This window comes from Parasphingorhabdus halotolerans, from assembly GCF_012516475.1.
GTDB lineage: Bacteria > Pseudomonadota > Alphaproteobacteria > Sphingomonadales > Sphingomonadaceae > Parasphingorhabdus > Parasphingorhabdus halotolerans.
In genome coordinates this window covers 331,393-351,413 of the sequence record NZ_CP051217.1, presented here as the reverse complement: position 1 = coordinate 351,413, position 20,021 = coordinate 331,393, and the positions used below count along the sequence as shown (strand labels likewise).

Below are 20,021 nucleotides of genomic sequence, written 5' to 3'. Positions count from 1 at the left end.
TAAACATGCAAGATGGATTTGGTCGGAAAATTGATTATCTGCGGATATCGGTAACGGACCGCTGCAATTTCCGTTGCCGATATTGCATGTCTGAAAACATGACATTCATGCCAAAAAATGAACTTCTTACACTTGAGGAAATTACTCTTATAGCAGAGCGATTCATTGGCCATGGTATAAAAAAATTCGACTCACTGGCGGCGAACCGCTTGTTAGACGAGATATGAAAGATGTTATTCAACGTCTTGGAAGAAAAGTCCGATCGGGAGAACTGGAAGAATTAACGCTGACCACTAATGGATCGTTACTGTCTGAATATGCTGACCACCTGGCTGCCCACCATGTGCGCCGTATCAATGTCAGTATCGACACACTAGATCCCGCCAAGTTCTTGGAAATAACCCGCGGTGCAGATATCGCCATTGTTCTTGAGGGTATTGAGGCCGCAAAACGCGTCGGCATTAATGTAAAGATCAACATGGTCGCGATGCGCGGGTTCAATCAGGATGATTTGCTACCTATGGCAGAATATTGCGCCGATAGCGGTCATGACTTAACGATCATCGAGACTATGCCTCTCGGCGATGTCGGTGCTGACCGAAGCATCAGCCATATTTCGGCGGAAGAATTTATCAAACCACTGACGACTTCCTTTGACGCAACCACGATCTCCTACAAAAGTGCCGGACCCGCGCGATATCTCTCTTTCGAGACATTGGGCCTACGCCTGGGCCTGATAACTCCTCTTAGCAATAATTTCTGCGATGGTTGCAATCGCTTGCGTCTGACTACGGACGGTAAAATATTCATGTGCCTCGGCCACAATGCTCATGTTGATTTGCGCGCAGCTGTTCGCAAAGACGGGATCACTGCCGTTGACCAATTGCTTCAACAAGCTCTAAAGCTCAAACCGCAGCGTCATGATTTCAATGCGCAGCTAAACGGGTCCGCAGAGATATTGGAGCGTCATATGAACGTCACTGGCGGATGAGTAATAAAAAATGGGCACTCGTTGTGTCCCCTACCCCGCAGGCACAGGAAGCGGGCGAAGAACTTAGATCGACTTACGATTGGGTTTCACTGGAAAATGCTGACCGGGCAGTGGTGCTAGGCGGCGACGGCTTCATGCTCCAGACCCTTCACCAGATGTTGAACCGCCGTCAAATCATGCCCGTATACGGGATGAACTTGGGTACAGTCGGTTTTTTGATGAACAATTGGCACCTCGAAGACATTGGCGAGCGCTTAGCAAATGCAAGAGCGTTCAAAATCAGGCCGCTGAAAATGGATGTCGAAACGGTTTCTGGTGCTACTTTTTCGCTACCAGCAATTAACGAGGTCTCTTTGTTGCGCGAAACCCGCCAAACCGCGAAGCTGGAAATCGAAATTAACGGACGGGTGATGATGGAGGAACTGGTTTGCGATGGCGTAATCATTGCCACCCCCGCCGGCTCGACAGCTTATAACCTGTCTGCCAATGGCCCAATATTGCCGCTGACCTGCCATTTGCTGGCTCTGACACCAATCAGCCCGTTTCGACCACGCCGCTGGAAAGGCGCGATATTGCCCGACAAAATGAAAATTTCTATCCGCGTTCTAAACCCGGAAAAACGGCCAGTAAGTGCGGTTGGCGATCAGCGGGAAGTCCGAGATGTGAGTTGCGTAAAGGTTGCGGTTGATCGCGGTCAAGCCCTGACAATGCTGTTTGATCCCGAGCATGCTTTGGATGACCGGATTGCCATGGAACAATTTGTCGTTTGATGGCTTGCAGCATGCGGATGACGTTGTTATAGGCGCGCTTCACGACGATAGTCTCGACGCTAAATCGAGCCTGTTCCCCGATAGCTCAGCGGTAGAGCGTTCGACTGTTAATCGAAATGTCGTAGGTTCGAATCCTACTCGGGGAGCCATTATTTTCTGGATTTTTTGTGATCGCGAATATCCTCTTCGCAACCAGCGAACTGATTCAATTCAGCAGTGATCGCGCTAACTTGGTTACGCCTGCTTTGCGCAGTGCCCGGAAAGCCAAGGATTTTCCGGCATTACTGGCGGGCCAGCGTCCCGGGGTTGTGGGTGAGATTCCGACTTTCCTGATCAGCGCGTTCAAGGCGCGCGCGTCGGATTCAGCGACACTCCATTCCGAACGCCATGTGACAGAGAGAGAGATTGCGACTTCGGATCCGTTCTTAACCCAATGCGGCATTTTAACCGGGACATAGAGGGCATCTCCTGGCGATAGAGACATGGGATTTCCAAGAGCCGATACCTCATCGCGCCATTCGAGATTGCGATGATGCTCACCATAGGCAAAGGCTTCATGGTTCTGCGGGGCGACTATATTCTCATCATCAGCGGGGAACAGCGTCAGGACTTTGTTCCCGCGGATTTGCAGCAAAATATTGTGCTCCGGATCAAAATGAAACGGGGTCACAGCGCCCGGAGACGAGACGAAGATAAAGCCTTCCAGCTTGTTCATGGCACCCGTTTTGCCTCGCACGGCAGGCTCAATTGCGGCGAGCGTTTCTATCAGCAAGTCATGATATTCCGGTACATTCTCAATGAACTTGAGCGCCATCCAGGAACCGGACTCCTCGATCGAGCGAATAGTCTCCGCAACATCGAGCGCTGGTGTCGGCACGTCTTCTGGTGCGATGCCGATGGGCAGATCGCCCTGATTATGTTCGACATGGTCCGACCGCAGCCGCGTTGCCAGATCAACCAGTGCCGGTAACTGTAGCAAAGGATGATCGCACAGGTCGTGCCGAAGTTTATTGGGCGTCTCGGGATAGGCTTGAGAAAAGCTCGATACGGTCTCGGGAGTGAATGCAATTTTATTCATTGTCGTGGTTCCGTTTACGGCGAAGGAAAGCGCCCAGTTGATCCACACTGCGGCACAGGTAATAGGCTGATCTGCGGATCGGGCCTTTGAGAGAAATGGTTATATGATCAATCGTCTGGCGCTCGCCCCAAATACTATTGATCATCGGATGGTCCGGTTTGGCGCAGCTATCAGCCCGGGAAATATCTGGATCACCCAACACCAGGGCGATGGTTTCCAGTTCGATCAAAACGCCGGGAGAAAACCGCGCCAGACTCTCATCATAGGTTATTTTGTACGACCAGACTGCTGGAGGTGACCGCAGGTTAACCAGCATCGCTATCGGACGGTCGTCCAGCATCAAACGCAGAAAATCGACGCGTCCCAGGGCATGAGCCTCAGACATTATCTGCCGAAAAAACTTGGAGGATGCTTCGGCCGCGCCCAAGGCTGTGCCGCCTTCACCTTTCCAGCCAGCAGCCTCAAGCTCGAGATACTGGTCACACCATTCCGCGACCGGCTGGTCCAATGCTAGGCGTTCAAACCGGACAGCGCCTAGTTCTGACAATCGCTTGGCTTGACGCCTATATTCCTTGCGTTTTTTGGATCGAACCGTTTTCGCGATATAAGCTTCGGAATCAGCATCGCTGTTCAGGGTCGCCCGGTCATATGTCTGTGCGACATGCAGCGCGCGTCCGGAGGCCTTGGCTGCCATATCCAATCCCCGCCGAACCGGACCATTGGCATAAATCAATCGCAAGGTCAGCATATTGTCTGCCCATTTGCTGTGATCGAGAAAATCAAGCAGAGCAGCCCAGAACCCCTCTTCGCACCCCTCGCGGATCAGAGGACCGCCACAATAGCATTGGAGATGCACCCAATTTGATGTGTTTGCGACAGGTAGACGACCATATTGGGCGCTGGACACGAGAGGCAAGATACCAGCTAGGCAGCCAGTTTCGTCACGCACCATCGCCAAACGGACAGTTTCACCGCTACGAAAATGACGCAGGGCAGCGCGGAAAAACCAATATTCGGAATAGGAATTGGGTTCACTGGCCACGTCCGCAAGTGCTTCCCACTCCACTGCCAGCTCGTCTTCAACACGCGTCACAATCGGCGCCTCAGCTGTGTAAGCACCTTGCTTGAACGCTGAATGGGAGTGTCTGTAGAACATTCGCGAGCGATAGCGGAAAATCTCTAATATACGTTTAACCAAGCCAGTTAGTTATGTACGTTTTCTGAGGCAGTTTTGATAACAACAGAAATCAAAAACCCCGCCAGAACTGCTTCCGGCGGGGTCTTTTTTAAGCCAATTGTTTTGCCGTTTTACGCCATTCCATGTGCTAAAGCTGCAAGAAGCAACAGAGCAACGATATTGGTGATTTTGATCATCGGGTTGACGGCTGGACCTGCAGTATCCTTGTATGGATCACCCACGGTATCGCCGGTCACGGCAGCATGGTGAGCGTCTGAGCCCTTGCCGCCGTGATTGCCGTCTTCGATGTATTTCTTGGCGTTATCCCAAGCACCGCCGCCTGCTGTCATCGACAAGGCAACGAACAGACCGGAGACGATCACGCCGAGAAGCAATGCACCAAGAGCGGCAAAGCCGTTTGCCTGACCCGCAACCGCAGTGATCACGAAATAGACCACGATAGGTGCGAGAACCGGCAGCAATGAAGGAATAATCATTTCCTTAATCGCAGCCTTTGTCACCAGATCAACCGTACGTGCATAGTTTGGACGAGACGTGCCATCCATAATGCCGGGGTCTTTCGCAAACTGATCGCGAACATCTACAACAACGTCACCCGCAGCACGGCCCACAGCGGTCATACCCATCGAACCGAAGAGATATGGCAACAAGGCTCCGAGGAGCAAGCCAACGATCACATAGGGATTTTCGAGGCTAAAGCTGACCTGCAAGTCCGGGAAGAACTCTCTGAGGTCGGCAGTGTAAGCGGAGAAAAGCACCAGTGCAGCCAGACCAGCAGAACCAATGGCATAGCCTTTGGTAACCGCTTTTGTGGTATTACCCACAGCATCAAGCGCATCGGTCTTGTTACGGACTGACTCATCAAGTCCCGCCATTTCAGCGATACCGCCTGCATTATCCGTAACCGGACCATAAGCATCGAGGGCCACAACCATGCCGGCCAGAGCCAACATGGCGGTTGCGGCAAAAGCAATGCCGATCAGACCAGCTAGTTGGAAAGCAACCACGATGCCGACTACGATCACAAGTGTTGGCAGAGCCGTTGCTTCCATGGATATAGCCAGACCTTGGATCACATTCGTGCCATGGCCGGTTTCCGATGATTTGGCGATCGAGCGCACCGGGCGATATTCCGTGCCGGTATAATATTCGGTAATCCAAATGATAAGCCCTGTAACAGCCAAGCCAACCATCATGCACCAGAATAAGGCCATGCCGGTAAATCCGCCAGTGCCGTCAAGCGACGCACCAATGGTGGCATTCATATCGCCAAGTGTTTGAAATGTTACGTAATAAATGGCTGGGATCGACAAGATAGCAGTCGTAATAAAGCCTTTATACAAAGCGCCCATGATGTTGTTGCTGCTTCCCAAACGGACCATATAAGTACCGATAATCGAAGTCAGAATACAGGCACCACCAACGATAAGCGGTAGCGACATAAGGTTGTTGAGCATCTCGTTACCGACCAGATCACCAAAGGTAAGTGCCAGCAGAACCATCGTCGCGCCTACGGTCACAACATAGGTTTCGAACAAGTCAGCCGCCATACCGGCACAATCACCAACATTATCGCCTACATTGTCGGCAATAGTCGCAGGGTTACGCGGATCATCCTCGGGGATACCCGCTTCAACCTTACCAACAAGGTCAGCGCCAACGTCTGCCGCTTTGGTAAAAATACCGCCGCCCAAACGTGCAAAAATCGAAATCAGCGATGCACCGAATGCCAGAGCAACCAGAGAATCGATTACTGTCCGGCTTTTCGGTTCAAAGCCCATTTGCGTGGTCAACACCCAATAGAAAATGGCGATAGCCAGCAGAGCAAGTCCTGCAACCAGCATACCGGTCACTGCACCCGCGCGAAACGCAGCGGTTAGGCCAGTTTGCAAGCTTTCGCTAGCGCCCTGCGCTGTGCGGACATTAGCGCGAACAGAAATGTTCATGCCGATATAGCCAGCAACACCGGATAGAATAGCGCCGAGCAAAAAGCCTACAGTTGAAATTGGTCCGAGAAACAGAAATACCAAGACTGCGACGACGACACCCACAATACCGATGGCGCGATATTGCCGGTTCAGATAGGCTTGCGCACCTTCTTGAATAGCCGCAGCAATGTCCTGCATTTTTTCATTACCAGCCGGCGCATTCAGCACCTGACGGCTGGTAATGAAGCCGTATAAAATAGCGACAAAGCCGCATAAAATTGAAATGGTAACAACAGTCATTACTGCCTTACTCCCCCTGCTTTTATTATGACAAACGCCCCGCAGACCGGAGCGCTAACGCGTGTGGCTATAGTGCGGGAAACGTTGACCGCGCAACCCCTGATTTAAGCACACGGTTGAACTTTCGCAGAGCCATTTGAATAAGATGGAAAAACTATTCGGATAGAAGCGGTTTTCAGGCGTGAACATAGCCCAAATTTGCTGGTGTCACAGTTGGCTCGCTGTGATTAATAAGCGCAATACCGGAACCCGATTTGCATTGGCCAACCCGCGTTACCGCGATCGGCAGGACAGTCTCTGGACTAGCGGTAAGCAAAAGCTGATAGTCATCGCCGCCGGTAGCTGCCTTTTTGCGTGCTTCTTCATCATCACCAAAAACCGAGATATATTCCGGCGACAATGGGACTTTTGCCAAGTCAATCTCAAGACAGACATTACTTGCCTTCGCGATGCGTTCTGCGTCGATCAGTAATCCGTCCGAAATGTCCATCATCGTGCTGACCAGCGACGACAATGCCCTGCCCTCCTCCAGTTTCGGGTCTGGCCGGTTATGCGCCTTGAGCAGGGCAGCCGTACATTCGAGATCCCTCGCTTGCACTTTGCCGCTCGCTATTTGCAGTCCTGCCCAAGCATCTCCGATTTTGCCAGTAACATAAATTGCGTGGCCAGGCGCTGCGCCTGATCTTGCCGGTATGATATGGCCCTTTGCTTCGCCAAACGCGGTGAGTCCAAAAGCACGTTTGCAGCCTTCACCCATCCCGACAGTGTCACCGCCAAGCAGCGGCACGCCGAAACGTGCAATGGCCTGCTTTAACCCTTCGATAAATTTCGTGTCCCAAGCATCGTCGCCAAAGCCGCCATACCCCATAAGGATACCGAGTGGTTTTGCACCTTTCGCAGCCAGATCAGAGAGGTTCACCGCGACCAGCTTCCAGGCGACATCTGCCGGGTCTGCGTCGGGCAAATAATGCACGCCTTCCACCATCATATCATGGGTAATTACCAGCTTGTGGCGGCCAAATGGCAGCACTGCAGCATCATCAACCAACCCGCGTGCGGCAGGATGGATGGCCAGGGTTTTCAGTTGTTCAACAAATTCCAGTTCGTTCATTTCAAGGCGTGTTCCAAGGCTAGGCGGATTGAGGCATTGGCGCGCTGGCTGACCGAAGCCTGCGGTGCAAAGCCGTTAAACCCGTGTGGTGCCCCCGGGTAAATTGCAACTTCTACTGGAACGCCCGCTTCCCTCAAGCGATTGGCATAAGCAATATCTTCATCCAGAAATAAATCGAGATCACCGCACATGATATAGGCTGGTGGAAGTCCGTGCAAGTTTTGCGCGCGCGCTGCAGCGGCATATTCACTTGCTCCACCCTCTTCAGCATAGAGAGACCAAGCGTGCAGCGAAACATCGCGGGTCCAGGTTGATGGTGGAATATTCATGTGGCCAGATGGCGTATCGTGCTGATCGTCAAGCATTGGATAAATCAATAGTTGAAAAGCCAGCTCCGGCCCGCCGCGATAACGGTTCATCAGCGCGGCGCTAGCAGCCAATCCGCCACCGGCGCTGTTTCCACCGATAATGATTTTTCTGGGTTTGCGGTTTTTGGCGATCCGGTCGATCACAGCGCACACGTCGCGCGCTGCGGCGGGTGCACGATGTTCCGGAGCCATGCGGTAATCAACGGAAACCACCGGGGCCAATGATGAGAAGCTCTGTGCTGACAAATCGTCTGCCGTTCCCATCAGATAACCACCGCCGTGCAGCCATATAATCGCACAATCAGGATAAACCACATCGCGCGCCCTATATTCGATAACTTTTACATCAGCATCATCTTCCAGGCCAGGGATATGATACTCGTCTTTTTGTCCTTCAAACGGCGGCATATATTTGGCCATTTCTGCGACCAGATCGTCAAGGGCTTTGCGAGCCGCGCCCACGTCATGTTTCAGAACCTCAAAAAGATAAGGCCCTTCAACATCAATCATCTCGCGAAATTCCGGATCAAGCCGGTCAAGAAATTCGGACAAACTCTACTCCCCTTGCTAAACAGCTGAGAATTATGAGCCCCTCACCTGCTTTGCGATCGCATCCAGCAATCCATTGACGAAACCGCTGTCTTTCTTGTCAAAAAAAGCGTGAGCGACATCAACATATTCGTTAATCACAGTCGCGGTCGGAATTTCCTCCCGCGCCATTAATTCAAACGCACCGGCGCGCAAAATTTGCAACATAGTTTTGTCGAGGCGCCCTATAGACCAGCCGGATGCCAGTTTTTCGGTGATAAGCGTGTCAATTCCCTCCATTGTGTCGGTCACGCCAATTACAATATCGTCAAAAAATTCAATTTCCGCATCAGTATACTGATCGTCCTCGATTTCCCGACCAAGCCGGTGATCGTGGAATTCCTTGAGCAAACGCGGCACGGGCGTTTTTTCCATATGGTGCTGGAACAAAGCCTGCACAGCGCCAAGGCGCGCTGCGGATCGGGAATTAGATTTTGCGGTCATGTGGGTGTTGCAATTCTTGGCATACCGATGAAATCCATCTTGCCGATCTTAAACCCGCGCTCGCGAAGAAGATCATAGGCGGTTGTCGCATGGAAATAAAAATTGGGCTGGGCAAAGCTAAGCAGAAAATGCTCGGCAGTGAACGGCATCACCCTCTCCTTGAACCGAAACTCCATGGGCTGGCCAACGAACCCTGCCATTTCCTCTTCGGTTACCTTTTCCAGTTCGGCTTTTGCTTCGTCCAGCTTTTCGTAGAGTCCTTCCCAAGTCGTCGGTGGCGCGGCGAGACTTGGTGTAAACACGCCCACCCGAACCGCTTCAATCGCGCCGAGCGAGTGTTCGCGGCAGCATTTTACCTGATAGGAAAATGGCTGCATATCTTCGATCAACCGCGCACCGATAATGTCTTCGGGCTCCACGTCCTGCTCTTCGCAATACGCTTTGGCTTTATCGACAAGCTTGCGGACAGCAGCAATAATCTGCAGCTGCGCGGGAATGATCGCGTCATATAATGAAATGGTCATACTTTTGGTCCTTTGGATGTTTTGCGTTCGTGCTGAGCGTGTTGAAGCATCTCTATAGGCTGGGAATGCCCATCGACAAGCTCAGGATGGGCGGATTTATCTCAGCCTTTTCTTTATACTTTCGGCATGGGCCGGCAAACCTTCTGCTTCTGCCAAGGCGATTGCGGCTGGGCCTATCCTGGACAGCGAAGCTTCATCGCATTCCAGAAAACTCGTGCGTTTCATAAAATCAGTCACCGAAAGCCCGGAAGAAAAACGCGCACGACGGCCTGTTGGAAGCACATGGTTCGGCCCAGCGACATAATCGCCGACGGCTTCCGGGGTATGGCGTCCCAGAAATACTGACCCTGCATGGCGTATTCTTTTAAAAAGCGCCTGCGGATCGTCAATGGCCAGTTCCAGATGTTCAGCGGCGAGTCGATCAATCAACGATACCGCCTTCTCGAAGCGATCCACAACAATAATCGCGCCATTGTTCGCCCAACTCGCGGTTGCAGTCTGCTCGGTCTTGAGTTGCTTCAATTGTGCATCAACACAAGCAGACACCTGATCAGCATAGTCAGCATCATCGGTGAACAGGATTGATTGGCTGGTCGGATCATGCTCCGCTTGCGATAGCAGATCAGCGGCGATCCAGTCTGGATCGTTTTTATTGTCAGCGACAACGACAATCTCTGACGGCCCAGCGACCATATCGATACCGACAACGCCGTAAACTTGCCGTTTAGCCTCCGCAACCCAGGCATTTCCGGGACCAGTTATAACATCAACCGAAGAAATTTTTTCAGTGCCATAAGCCAAGGCGGCAATGGCCTGAGCGCCGCCGATACGCCATATTTCATCGACGTCGGCTATTTGTGCGGCTGCCAGAACCAGAGGATTAATCTCTCCACCCGGCGTTGGCGTGACCATAATGATTTTGTCCACGCCGGCGACTTTCGCCGGAATGGCATTCATCAGGACCGATGATGGATAGGCGGCGCGTCCGCCAGGAATATATATTCCTGCGCGCTCCACCGCATTCCAGCGCGCACCAATGCGGACTCCAGCATCATCAATATAGTCACGATTATCCGGCCTTTGCCCCTCGTGATAATCGCGGATGCGCAGTGCCGCGAGTTCGAGCGCAATTCTCAGGTTGGGATCAAGACTTTCCAGCGCAGCCTCACACTCCGCTTCCGAAACCCGCCAGCCGGTAAACTCAAGATCATGGCCATCGAATTTTTGGGTTAAGTGTTGTAGGGCTTGATCCCCGTTGGTCCGAACGTCTTTGATAATCGCCGTAACATCAGCGGAAATATCCTCATCAGCCTCGCGTCTCGCATTTACCAATGCCTCAAAGTTCCGCTCAAAGTCAGTATCTGCAGTCGAAAGTCGCAATGCCACTATACCTGCCCCACCAGTTCGCGAAATTTCTGCACCATCGGAGTTAATTCTTTGCTGCGCATCTTATAAGCCGCGCGGTTGACAACAAGCCGTCCCGAAATATCCAAAATCCGGTCTGTCTCGACGAGATTATTCGCCTTTAACGTGCTGCCCGATTCCACCAGATCAACAATATGCCGCGACAATCCCAGTGACGGAGCCAGTTCCATCGCGCCGTTCAGCTTCACACATTCTGCCTGAATGCCCAGCGATTCAAAGTGCCGACTGGTGAGATTGGGATATTTCGTCGCCACACGAATATGCCCAACGTTGCCAATCTGCTTTGCATCGTCCTTGGGCTGCGCGACTGATAACCGGCAACGACCAATACCCAGATCGACCGGAGCATAAAGCTCGCTATAGCCGAATTCCTCGATCACATCCGAGCCGACAATGCCGATCTGCGCCGCCCCGTGGGCAACAAAAGTCGCCACATCAAAGGCTCGCACGCGGATGATCGAAACATGGTCCTGATTGGTGCGGAACATCAAACTGCGGTTGGATTTGTCAAAAAACGCGTCTTCAGGTACGATGCCCACCTGCTTCAGAAGCGGCAGGGCATCATCCAATATCCTCCCCTTGGGAATTGCAAAGATCAGCGGTTCGGCCATAGTGGCCGCGCTTTACTTGGCTGTCAGCGAAAGGGCAATGACATATGGATATTTTAGATATGGAAGACATAGCTGAAGGTATGCGCGGGCAAGCTGAGCACTGTCTCAAGAATGATGCGCCGGTCACCGCTTCAATTATCATTGCCCAGCTAGCGTTGATGGACACCAATACAATGTGCGGTCAGAAAATTGCCACCTGGCCAGGAAAGCCGCTCGAAGACGCAATGCCGCTGCGGCTGACGGGAGGTTTGCACTATCTGCATTTGACCAACAAAGAACCGCGTCTTGCCGACGTCTATGAACACCGTGTCACCGAGCAGAGCGAAATTGATGCGATAGTGAGCCAAGTAGTTGCTGACCATGACGAAGCGCTTTTGCCGTGGTTTAACAGCCCCCCACAAACCAATGAATCCGGGCGGTCAGCAAACTTCATGGCGGCATTGCTTTGGCTATCCGGCAAGGTTGGAACCCGGTTTGAGTTGCTGGAAATCGGCGCAAGCGCTGGGATCAATACCATGATGGGAGGCTATCACTATGATCTTGGTGGCGTCCAAGCAGGACCAGATGATTCCCCGATGCGAATCAAACCGGATTGGCGAGGACCTGTGCCACCCCATGCGCCGGTGGAAATCATAAGTGCCCGGGCCTGCGATCAAAATCCTATAGATCTGACCGATGATGAAACCGCGCAGCGGCTGAAGGGCTATATCTGGCCGGAAATGCCTGCGCGATTTAAGCGAATGGAAGCGGCGATTGCGATGGCCAAACAAAATCCGCCCGATCTGGTCAAGGCCGATGCCGCCGACTGGGTCGAGGCGCAGCTTGTCCTGCCCCAAACCAATGGCGTCACGCGCGTCTTAATGCACAGCATCGTCTGGCAATATCTCCCGCCAGAGACCAAAACGCGGATAGAAACGGCAATGGAAACGGCGGGCGAAAAAGCGACCGAGGACAAGCCGCTCGCATGGATATCACTGGAAACAAACCGCAAAATGTTTAGCCACGAACTCATTGTACGCTATTGGCCAGGCGGCGCAGAACCGGCGCTACTCGGGCGAGCGCACGCACATGGTGCATGGCTGGAGTGGGATGGTCACTAGACTTTTTTCGCTACTGATTTAGTCGCTGACTGCCATCGCTTGGTAATCCGTCACTAGTTCATAACATATCTTCAACTTGCGATCTTCAGGATCCCAGAATGCGTTAGATTCTCCGTCGCATTCCGATGCCTCGACAATGATGCCGGGCGGTAATGTGAAGTCTTCGTTTAGCACCGTCGCGATTTCCTCCAGCAGCTCAATGTTTTGAAGATACGTACGTTGCTTGGCGAATTTTTTGGTGTTCCGATAAACTAACTTGGTTGACGGTTTCTGTGAATCCTTACCGTCTTCCAACCAATGTTCATCCAGCAACCTACTCCATGAATCTTCATTCTGTTCGGCTTCGTCAACGCATGATTCGCGTCTTTCTGCTGGTAAATCAACATCATCCGCAACGCTTTTGTATCTGTCCGGTTTGCTCCCATATAGCAGGCAGGCAATCTGAAAGGCACGCTGCTCATCGGTGCCATGCTCATCCCACCACTCAATATCATCGGGTTTGACGTCGTTTGCAGACTGGAACCAACCGTCGATGGACTGGATTAAATAGTCGGGAGATTCCTCATCGTCTTCCGGGGTAAGTAACCAAGTTGCGAGGCGGTCGACAGCATCTTCTTCCTTTCCCGCAATCGGGATGTCCAGTTCGGATACCAGAGCATGGCCCAATTCATGATATGCGATGAAAAATAAATTTCCTTCGACGAAAAGATCAGAATCTTCACGCGACATTTCAGATGAGGAGGCGTTACCGGCTTGATCGATTGAACAACCAGCAACAAATAGCAACGCTAGAATCATGCCCGCAAGACTTTTGAACATAAACACCCCCAATAACGTCGCTGTTATCTAAATTAAATGATCAGAATCGAAAGTCATGAATGGATTGCTTGATTTCATATCCGGTCCAATTTTCTAACGGTATTTTCAGTTACGACATCATCCGTGTTCAGAGTTGAGTTTGGTTCTAGCATCAGGACATGACGCGCGTCGCTTAGTGCTTCGGGGCGATGCTCGGTGCCGTGCGGGACGATGATCATCTCAACCTCTTCGAGATCAATATCGCCTGTCCGCAATCCCATCCGCATCCGGCCTTTAACAACTAGAAACAGTTCATCCTCATGATCGCGATAATGCCAGTCAAATTTGCCCTGAAATTTCGCAAGCTTCCCTGCATGTCATTGATATCACCTGCGACCCTTGGCGACCAGTGATCGGTGAAGATGGAAAAGGCCTCGGCCAAGTTTACTTTATTGATCAAGGATGCTCCCCCGGCGCCCTCGCTTTAATAGCCATCGCGTGCACCTTCTCGCGCATCAGATCACCAAGCGCTTTGTTCACCATCCTCTGGCGGTTTAACCGCGATTGCCCGACAAATTCCGCGCACTCTATTTCGACGGTAAAATGCGATTCACCGCTACCATCATCGCCGGCATGACCATGATGGCTGGCGCTGTCATTGATTACATTCAGCGAGATTGGCGACAACTCCGCCTGCAATCGCTTTTCAATTTCCTGATGGACTGGACCTTTGGGCATCGAATCTCCATATTGTATGATCATTGAACATTGTAACCGTTCGCACGGAGCTTGTCGAAGTGCGTATGCGACTTGGAACCGTCCTTCGACAAGCTCAGGACGAACGGAGTTGAATTGAGCGCTTCCCCCAAAAAAAGACCGAACCATTTGCACGGACGGGTCGAAACCAATGGCCAGCCATGCGCGGTTGAAGGTTGCGAAGAAGACGGCGAATTTCGCGCACCTTCCCTGTATGGCGCGCGCCATGGATATGACGGTCCTGGCGAATATCGCTGGCTTTGCCTCGACCATGTTCGCGCGTTTAATCAAAGCTATGATTTTTTTGCCGGCATGAACAGCGAGGAGATATTCGAAGCCCAGCATCCGGTTCGCGGATGGGATTCGGCACGGCGAATCTATAATGGCGACCCTAGCGTTACGCCCGCATGGGCCGATTTCACCGATCCGCTGGATGCTATCGGGGCAAGGTTTGCCGCAGGTATTAACCGCCGTCAAAATGCCGAGCCGCAGATCTCTGGAGCCGACCAAAAGGCGCTCAAGACGCTAGGGCTTGGCGACACAGCAGCACGAAACGACATCCGCCACGCCTATTCAACGCTCGTGCGGAAATATCATCCCGACCGCAATGGTGGTGATCGCAGTCACGAGAAACAGTTGGCAAATGTGATCGCGGCCTATACGCACCTTAAGACATCAACGCTTTTTGAAAGTTAAGACTATAGCATCTGCTAGTGCTGGACCCGGCAAAGGGAAGCTATAGATGGATTGAAACACGCATAAGGAATAGCATGACCGACATACCCAATACCCACCCAAGCGGCAGCGGCGAAACCGTTATGGACGCACCGGATCAAACCGTCGATGCCCGCGAAGTATTTGGTATTGATCTTGACATGCAAATCCCCGCGTTCAGCGAGAAGGACGAACGCGTTCCTGATTTGGACCCCGCTTATGTGTTCGATCAGGATACCACTGCCGCGATCCTCGCCGGCTTTGCGTTTAACCGCCGGGTGATGGTGCAAGGCTATCACGGCACCGGAAAATCGACCCATATCGAACAAGTCGCCGCACGGCTCAACTGGCCCTGTATCCGGATCAACCTAGATGCGCATATCAGCCGGATCGACTTGGTTGGCCGCGATGCCATTGTCTTGAAAGATGGTCAGCAAATCACCGAATTCCGTGAAGGCTTACTGCCGTGGGCACTACAAACGCCGACCGCTTTGGTGTTTGATGAATATGATGCAGGACGTCCCGATGTGATGTTCGTAATCCAGCGCGTATTGGAAACTGAAGGCAAGCTGACCTTGCTCGACCAGAATCGCGTGATTCGCCCTAACCCCTATTTCCGGCTTTTCTCGACCGCAAATACCGTCGGCCTTGGCGACACCAGCGGGCTCTATCATGGCACGCAACAGATTAACCAAGGTCAGATGGATCGTTGGAACATCGTGGTCACCTTGAATTATCTTCCTGCCGCAACCGAAGCGAAGGTTATTTTGTCGAAAGTGCCTGACACCGATGACCAGACGGTGGAAAACATGATTAAAGTGGCCGATCTCTCCCGCCAAGGCTTTATTAACGGCGATATTTCGACCGTGATGAGTCCGCGGACGGTTATTAGCTGGGCGCAAAACGCCGCAATCTTCAACAATATCGGATTTGCGTTCCGGCTGAGCTTCCTCAACAAGTGCGACGAAGCAGAACGGATGCTCGTTGCCGAATATTACCAGCGCGTATTTGGTGAGGATTTGCCCGAGAGCGTGGTTGGGAAATAACTCCCTCCCTCCTGAAGGTGCGGAAGATTATTGACATCACCGACCAGCAATCACCGCTGCATTATTACCTCTCGCCAAATGCGTATTGTTATAGTAACACAGTAAATTGATGCTCGACCGGACCCACCCCCCATCCAATAGACGCCTCTGGTACTTGCCGTTTGGCAAGCGTGCGCCTGCTGAAACCGTATTTTACGAACCTTACGGCAGCGCCCTGCCCCCGCATTTGCAGGACGAACCGCTCGTTCCTCTCAAAACACCTCGTGGCAAGTGGTGGTGGTTTTCGCGCGCGTTTGCCGCGATGCTTTTTATTTTCATTTTGCTGATTGCTTATCTTGCGATTACCGCGCCGATGTCGAAATCTTTGCAACCTATTGCGCCGCCACAGATTACGCTTCTAACCGCAGGCGGTCAACCGATTGCCCGCAATGGCGCGGTGGTAGATGAGCCGGTGGAAATCGAGAAATTGCCCAAACATGTCGTACAGGCGTTTCTCGCAATTGAAGACCGGCGCTTTTATTCGCATTGGGGCGTTGATCCGCGCGGGTTAGCGCGCGCGGCGTGGAGCAATGCGACCGGCAGCAGCGGCACGCAAGGCGGCAGCACGATCACCCAGCAACTCGCGAAAGTTACGTTTCTGACGCCCGAACGCAGCCTCACCCGAAAAGCGCGCGAAATGCTGATTGCGTTCTGGTTGGAAGCACGGCTCTCGAAAGATGAAATTCTCGAGCGCTATCTTTCAAATGTTTATTTCGGTGACAATGTTTACGGCTTGCGCGCGGCCTCAATGCATTATTATTTCCGCCAACCGGAGAAACTGAAGCCAGAGCAAGCAATCATGCTGGCCGGGCTAGTTCAAGCGCCATCGCGGCTAGCGCCAACTCGCAATCCGGACCTTGCCGCGAAGCGTGCGAAGCTAGTAAAATCTGCCATGGTCGCAGCGGGTTATCTGACACAGGATGAAGCCGATAGGCTTGGCAATCCAAGGCTCGACGTGCGCACAAAAAATTCAGTCCCGACCGGCACCTATTTTGCCGACTGGGCAATGCCGCAAGCGCGCGGACTCACCGATATGAGCTATGAAAAGCTCACCCTTACCACGACGCTGGATGATAGATTGCAGGAAATCGCCCGCCGCGTGGTAGCCAGGGCACCGCTCGGCAAAGCACAGGTCGCGCTCGTTGCGATGCGACCAGACGGCGAGGTCGTGGCAATGATTGGCGGCAAAAATTATGGCGAATCGCCTTTCAACCGCGTCACCCAAGCGAAGCGCCAGCCTGGCTCCACATTCAAGCTTTTTGTCTGGCTGGCTGCACTGCGTGCGGGAATGATGCCGGATGATATAGTAGATGATACGCCAATCACCCAAGGTGGGTATTTGCCAAAAAACTATGGGGAAAAATATCGCGGGCAAATAACGCTGAAGGAAGCGTTCGGGAGATCCAGTAACGTTGCTGCGGTCCGGCTTTGGGGACAAGTAGGTGACAAGGCTGTAATTCGCGAAGCCCGCAATCTGGGGATAAAATCTAAGCTTGCAGAGGATGACCCCAGCCTGGCCCTCGGCACGTCCACCATGACGCTGATGGAACTCACCGCTGCTTTTGCCGGTGTGGCTGGCAACAGCTGGCCGGTCACGCCTTATGCTTTCGAGAAGGACGAGCAAAGCTGGACCGAATGGCTGTTCGACTGGCCAGGTCGCTATGGCAGTAGCACCCATGAGAGGATGGAAGACATGATGCGCTATGCCGTCAATTCCGGCACAGGACGGGCGGCGCGCCTTTCGATTCCGAACTATGGCAAGACCGGAACCAGCCAGAATAATCGCGATGCGCTTTTTGTCGGCTATGCAGGTGACGGTGATAAACGTCTAGTAGTTGGCATATGGGTGGGCAATGATGATAATAAACCGCTCAAGGGTATCAGCGGTGGCGGCTTGCCAGCCCGCATCTGGAAAGATTTTATGCGGCAGGCAGTGCTCGGCGCAAAACCTTCCCGACCTTCAAAACCTGTCAAGAAACCGGATCCGGATGGACCGATAATGCCGCTCGATTTGCCTGAAATTCCCGAAATTCCGGTAGGCGATTCCGAACTTCGGATTGACGGAAGAGAAGGTGTTACCCTGTCTACCGAAGTGGGTGGCGTACCGGTTAATGTGAGGATGGGTCGCGACGGAGTAGCAGTCGAGCAGCGCAGGGTGGATCCTGAACCGGAACAGTAAGGCGGGGCACGGCCGACTAGCCTGGCTCTACATTAGCACTAGCAAATTTGCGCAATTTAGGGCTTTGATTCCCCTCGCCTTTCCGCTTAAGACTGTCCGTTCCTATGGCAGACCGTTCCAAACTCGATGATCTTAAAGATGTGCTCGGTGGAACTGCGCGCGCTATGGCGCGTCAGCCGGAAATCGAACTTGCCTACACCGCTGAAGCACCCTCGCAATCAGGCGAGCATCTTAAGGTGCCGATGCCTGCACGCGACCTTCCCGCTGATCAGGTTGCAGAAGCACGCGGATTTGCCGACAGTTTTTCGCTGAAATTGCGCCATCACAACGAGCCGATGCATCGCAAGAATGCGCCGCAAGAAGCCATAGCCCGGGCCTGTTTTGATGCGCTTGAACAAGTCCGCACCGATGCTCTGGGTTCCCGCAACATGGCCGGAGCCAAGGGCAATTTAACCGCAGCGCTCAATATGCGGATGCGCTCTGACCCCATTTCCCGTGCGCAAAACCGCGATGAAGTTCCTATCTCAACAGCCCTCGCACTGCTGGCCCGGGAAAAATTGACCGGCGAAGCGCCACCGGAACGAACGATCAAAGGCCTCGATATGCTGCGCGAATGGATCGAGAGCGAGGCTGGCGCAGACCTTGACGGCCTGAATCTGACCCTCGACGATCAGGATAGTTTTGCCAAACTCTCCACGCAACTTCTGGAACATCTTGATCTCATCAAATCTGATGATCAATCCGACGCGGATGATAGCGAAGACGAGAATGACGATGACAGCGAGGATGAAACCGATGATGGGTCGGATGATGACGAGGCATCCGGCGATCAGGGCCAATCAGAAATGCGGTCCGACCAGTCCGACGATGACTCGCAAGAAAGCGACAGCGAGCAGAACGCCGACGACTTAGAAGAAGGCGCCGAAGAGGAAATGGGCGATGCCGGCGACGATGGCATGATGCCCGTTCGCCCGAACCGTCCGATGTCCGATCTGCCACCCGGTTTTGATTATACCGCCTGGTCCGAGAAATATGACGAGGTGATTAGTGCGACCGAGCTCTGCGATGAAGAAGAATTGACGCGGCTGCGCGCCTTCCTCGATCAGCAATTGACGAGCCTGCAAGGTGCCGTCACAAAACTTGCGAACCGCCTGCAACGCCGCTTAATGGCGCAGCAAAACCGCAGCTGGGATTTTGATCAGGAAGAGGGTATGCTGGACGCTGCCCGGCTTGCTCGCGTGATCAGCAATCCGGCCCACAGCCTTTCCTACAAGATTGAACGTGAAACCGATTTCCGTGATACGGTGGTTACGCTGCTCATCGACAACAGCGGCTCGATGCGCGGCAGACCCATTTCGATCGCGGCGATCAGCGCTGATATTATGGCGCGCACGCTGGAACGCTGCGGCGTCAAAACCGAAATACTGGGCTTCACCACTCGCGCCTGGAAAGGCGGACAAACCCGGGAAGACTGGCTGGCTGCCGAGCGCCCTGCCAACCCCGGACGCCTCAACGATCTGCGCCACATTGTCTACAAACAGGCCGACGAACCTTGGCGGAGGGCGCGTAAAAACCTCGGCCTGATGATGCGCGAAGGCCTGCTCAAAGAAAATATCGACGGCGAAGCCCTTCTATGGGCTCACAACCGCCTGATCGCCCGCCCAGAAGAGCGGCGCATATTAATGGTGATTTCTGACGGTGCGCCAGTGGATGACAGCACCTTGTCGGTCAACCACGGGGCATACTTGGAAAACCATCTGCGCAAAGTGATCGAATGGATAGAGGGCCGTTCGCCTGTACAGCTAGTCGCCATTGGGATCGGCCATGATGTTACGCGCTATTATAAACGCGCTGTTACGATCATGGATGCCGAACAACTGGGCGGAACAATGGTGGAGCAACTCGCTGGATTGTTTGACGAGGAAAACAAATGAACGCAACCGAAGCCGTCACCACCCGCCGCACGGTTTGGTAGTTTGATTGATACGCTCATGTGCGGATAGTTTGGGATAACTGGAGCCAAATTTAATTAGAAAAAGATGCTTGGAACATA

20 protein-coding genes and 1 tRNA gene are annotated in these 20,021 nt (G+C 52.9%); 9 read left to right on the top strand and 12 right to left on the bottom strand.

Annotated features, from left to right (window positions below; genetic code table 11):
* Positions 1-5 precede the first annotated feature (5 nt).
* From HF685_RS16595 to HF685_RS01640, 4 genes are all read left to right on the top strand, one after another.
* On the top strand, positions 6-227 hold the full coding sequence (locus HF685_RS16595) for a radical SAM protein (protein ID WP_343040101.1): 222 nt from the start codon (positions 6-8) through the stop codon (positions 225-227).
* Positions 224-991, top strand: a complete 768-nt coding sequence (locus tag HF685_RS01650; protein ID WP_343040070.1) for a GTP 3',8-cyclase MoaA — start codon at positions 224-226, stop codon at positions 989-991. Before HF685_RS16595 ends, HF685_RS01650 begins: the two co-directional genes overlap by 4 nt.
* On the top strand, positions 988-1,761 hold the full coding sequence (locus HF685_RS01645; RefSeq protein ID WP_168818009.1) for an NAD kinase: 774 nt from the start codon (positions 988-990) through the stop codon (positions 1,759-1,761). The genes HF685_RS01650 and HF685_RS01645 overlap by 4 nt, the downstream gene beginning before the upstream one ends.
* A gap of 74 nt (positions 1,762-1,835) precedes the next feature.
* Positions 1,836-1,910: transfer RNA gene (locus tag HF685_RS01640), tRNA-Asn, on the top strand.
* 56 nt (positions 1,911-1,966) lie between these two features.
* Here the strand turns inward: HF685_RS01640 and HF685_RS01635 are convergent.
* The 9 genes from HF685_RS01635 to hisG all read right to left on the bottom strand — a co-directional run bounded on the left by HF685_RS01635 (position 1,967) and on the right by hisG (position 11,336).
* A complete protein-coding gene (locus HF685_RS01635) occupies positions 1,967-2,839 on the bottom strand; it encodes a cupin-like domain-containing protein (RefSeq protein ID WP_168818008.1) in 873 nt (290 codons plus the stop codon).
* The gene (locus tag HF685_RS01630; RefSeq protein ID WP_168818007.1) at positions 2,832-3,932 is read right to left on the bottom strand and encodes a GNAT family N-acetyltransferase; all 1,101 of its coding nucleotides are present in this window, start codon (positions 3,930-3,932) and stop codon (positions 2,832-2,834) included. Before HF685_RS01630 ends, HF685_RS01635 begins: the two co-directional genes overlap by 8 nt.
* A gap of 215 nt (positions 3,933-4,147) precedes the next feature.
* The gene (locus tag HF685_RS01625) at positions 4,148-6,265 is read right to left on the bottom strand and encodes a sodium-translocating pyrophosphatase (protein ID WP_168818006.1); all 2,118 of its coding nucleotides are present in this window, start codon (positions 6,263-6,265) and stop codon (positions 4,148-4,150) included.
* Positions 6,266-6,440: 175 nt separating this feature from the next.
* Positions 6,441-7,376, bottom strand: a complete 936-nt coding sequence (gene thiL, locus HF685_RS01620; protein WP_168818005.1) for a thiamine-phosphate kinase — start codon at positions 7,374-7,376, stop codon at positions 6,441-6,443.
* Positions 7,373-8,296 (bottom strand): alpha/beta hydrolase, encoded by a 924-nt coding sequence (locus HF685_RS01615; RefSeq protein WP_168818004.1) that lies wholly within the window; start codon positions 8,294-8,296, stop codon positions 7,373-7,375. Before HF685_RS01615 ends, thiL begins: the two co-directional genes overlap by 4 nt.
* Before the next feature lie 30 nt (positions 8,297-8,326).
* The gene (gene nusB, locus HF685_RS01610; protein WP_168818003.1) at positions 8,327-8,776 is read right to left on the bottom strand and encodes a transcription antitermination factor NusB; all 450 of its coding nucleotides are present in this window, start codon (positions 8,774-8,776) and stop codon (positions 8,327-8,329) included.
* Entirely contained in the window at positions 8,773-9,300 is a 528-nt protein-coding gene (locus tag HF685_RS01605; protein ID WP_168818002.1) for a DUF1993 domain-containing protein, read from the bottom strand. The genes nusB and HF685_RS01605 overlap by 4 nt, the downstream gene beginning before the upstream one ends.
* A gap of 96 nt (positions 9,301-9,396) precedes the next feature.
* A complete protein-coding gene (hisD, locus tag HF685_RS01600) occupies positions 9,397-10,686 on the bottom strand; it encodes a histidinol dehydrogenase (RefSeq protein ID WP_168818001.1) in 1,290 nt (429 codons plus the stop codon).
* On the bottom strand, positions 10,686-11,336 hold the full coding sequence (hisG, locus tag HF685_RS01595; protein WP_168818000.1) for an ATP phosphoribosyltransferase: 651 nt from the start codon (positions 11,334-11,336) through the stop codon (positions 10,686-10,688). The genes hisD and hisG overlap by 1 nt, the downstream gene beginning before the upstream one ends.
* A gap of 44 nt (positions 11,337-11,380) precedes the next feature.
* On the opposite strand from hisG, the gene HF685_RS01590 reads away from it, so the two are divergent.
* Positions 11,381-12,436, top strand: a complete 1,056-nt coding sequence (locus tag HF685_RS01590) for a DUF2332 domain-containing protein (RefSeq protein ID WP_168817999.1) — start codon at positions 11,381-11,383, stop codon at positions 12,434-12,436.
* 18 nt (positions 12,437-12,454) lie between these two features.
* Here HF685_RS01590 and HF685_RS01585 read toward each other — a convergent pair whose 3' ends face one another.
* The 3 genes from HF685_RS01585 to HF685_RS01575 all read right to left on the bottom strand — a co-directional run bounded on the left by HF685_RS01585 (position 12,455) and on the right by HF685_RS01575 (position 13,972).
* Positions 12,455-13,261 carry a DUF4344 domain-containing metallopeptidase gene (locus HF685_RS01585; RefSeq protein ID WP_168817998.1) on the bottom strand — a complete coding sequence of 269 codons (807 nt, stop codon included), beginning with the start codon at positions 13,259-13,261 and terminating at the stop codon, positions 12,455-12,457.
* A gap of 68 nt (positions 13,262-13,329) precedes the next feature.
* A complete protein-coding gene (locus tag HF685_RS01580; RefSeq protein WP_246218700.1) occupies positions 13,330-13,521 on the bottom strand; it encodes a cupin domain-containing protein in 192 nt (63 codons plus the stop codon).
* A 169-nt stretch (positions 13,522-13,690) separates the two neighbouring features.
* A complete protein-coding gene (locus HF685_RS01575; RefSeq protein WP_246218699.1) occupies positions 13,691-13,972 on the bottom strand; it encodes a BolA family protein in 282 nt (93 codons plus the stop codon).
* 114 nt (positions 13,973-14,086) lie between these two features.
* Between HF685_RS01575 and HF685_RS01570 the strand changes: the two genes are divergently transcribed.
* From HF685_RS01570 to cobT, 4 genes are all read left to right on the top strand, one after another.
* Complete coding sequence (locus tag HF685_RS01570; RefSeq protein WP_168817996.1) at positions 14,087-14,686, top strand: J domain-containing protein; 600 nt, start codon at positions 14,087-14,089, stop codon at positions 14,684-14,686.
* 74 nt (positions 14,687-14,760) lie between these two features.
* Positions 14,761-15,750 (top strand): cobaltochelatase subunit CobS, encoded by a 990-nt coding sequence (gene cobS / locus HF685_RS01565; RefSeq protein ID WP_168817995.1) that lies wholly within the window; start codon positions 14,761-14,763, stop codon positions 15,748-15,750.
* Between the two features lie 109 nt (positions 15,751-15,859).
* On the top strand, positions 15,860-17,968 hold the full coding sequence (locus HF685_RS01560) for a transglycosylase domain-containing protein (protein ID WP_168821108.1): 2,109 nt from the start codon (positions 15,860-15,862) through the stop codon (positions 17,966-17,968).
* A gap of 104 nt (positions 17,969-18,072) precedes the next feature.
* Positions 18,073-19,902, top strand: a complete 1,830-nt coding sequence (cobT, locus tag HF685_RS01555; protein ID WP_168817994.1) for a cobaltochelatase subunit CobT — start codon at positions 18,073-18,075, stop codon at positions 19,900-19,902.
* The last annotated feature ends 119 nt before the right edge of the window (positions 19,903-20,021 follow it).

What these genes read in the sequence shown, in the direction of transcription:
- HF685_RS16595 (WP_343040101.1), top strand. Translation starts at nt 6, where the DNA reads ATGCAAGATGGATTTGGTCGGAAAATTGATTATCTGCGGATATCGGTA.
- HF685_RS01650 (WP_343040070.1), top strand. Translation starts at nt 224, where the DNA reads ATGAAAGATGTTATTCAACGTCTTGGAAGAAAAGTCCGATCGGGAGAA.
- HF685_RS01645 (WP_168818009.1), top strand. Translation starts at nt 988, where the DNA reads ATGAGTAATAAAAAATGGGCACTCGTTGTGTCCCCTACCCCGCAGGCA.
- HF685_RS01635 (WP_168818008.1), bottom strand. Translation starts at nt 2,839, where the DNA reads ATGAATAAAATTGCATTCACTCCCGAGACCGTATCGAGCTTTTCTCAA.
- HF685_RS01625 (WP_168818006.1), bottom strand. Translation starts at nt 6,265, where the DNA reads ATGACTGTTGTTACCATTTCAATTTTATGCGGCTTTGTCGCTATTTTA.
- thiL (WP_168818005.1), bottom strand. Translation starts at nt 7,376, where the DNA reads ATGAACGAACTGGAATTTGTTGAACAACTGAAAACCCTGGCCATCCAT.
- nusB (WP_168818003.1), bottom strand. Translation starts at nt 8,776, where the DNA reads ATGACCGCAAAATCTAATTCCCGATCCGCAGCGCGCCTTGGCGCTGTG.
- HF685_RS01605 (WP_168818002.1), bottom strand. Translation starts at nt 9,300, where the DNA reads ATGACCATTTCATTATATGACGCGATCATTCCCGCGCAGCTGCAGATT.
- hisG (WP_168818000.1), bottom strand. Translation starts at nt 11,336, where the DNA reads ATGGCCGAACCGCTGATCTTTGCAATTCCCAAGGGGAGGATATTGGAT.
- HF685_RS01590 (WP_168817999.1), top strand. Translation starts at nt 11,381, where the DNA reads ATGGATATTTTAGATATGGAAGACATAGCTGAAGGTATGCGCGGGCAA.
- HF685_RS01580 (WP_246218700.1), bottom strand. Translation starts at nt 13,521, where the DNA reads ATGCGGATGGGATTGCGGACAGGCGATATTGATCTCGAAGAGGTTGAG.
- HF685_RS01575 (WP_246218699.1), bottom strand. Translation starts at nt 13,972, where the DNA reads ATGCCCAAAGGTCCAGTCCATCAGGAAATTGAAAAGCGATTGCAGGCG.
- cobS (WP_168817995.1), top strand. Translation starts at nt 14,761, where the DNA reads ATGACCGACATACCCAATACCCACCCAAGCGGCAGCGGCGAAACCGTT.
- HF685_RS01560 (WP_168821108.1), top strand. Translation starts at nt 15,860, where the DNA reads ATGCTCGACCGGACCCACCCCCCATCCAATAGACGCCTCTGGTACTTG.
- cobT (WP_168817994.1), top strand. Translation starts at nt 18,073, where the DNA reads ATGGCAGACCGTTCCAAACTCGATGATCTTAAAGATGTGCTCGGTGGA.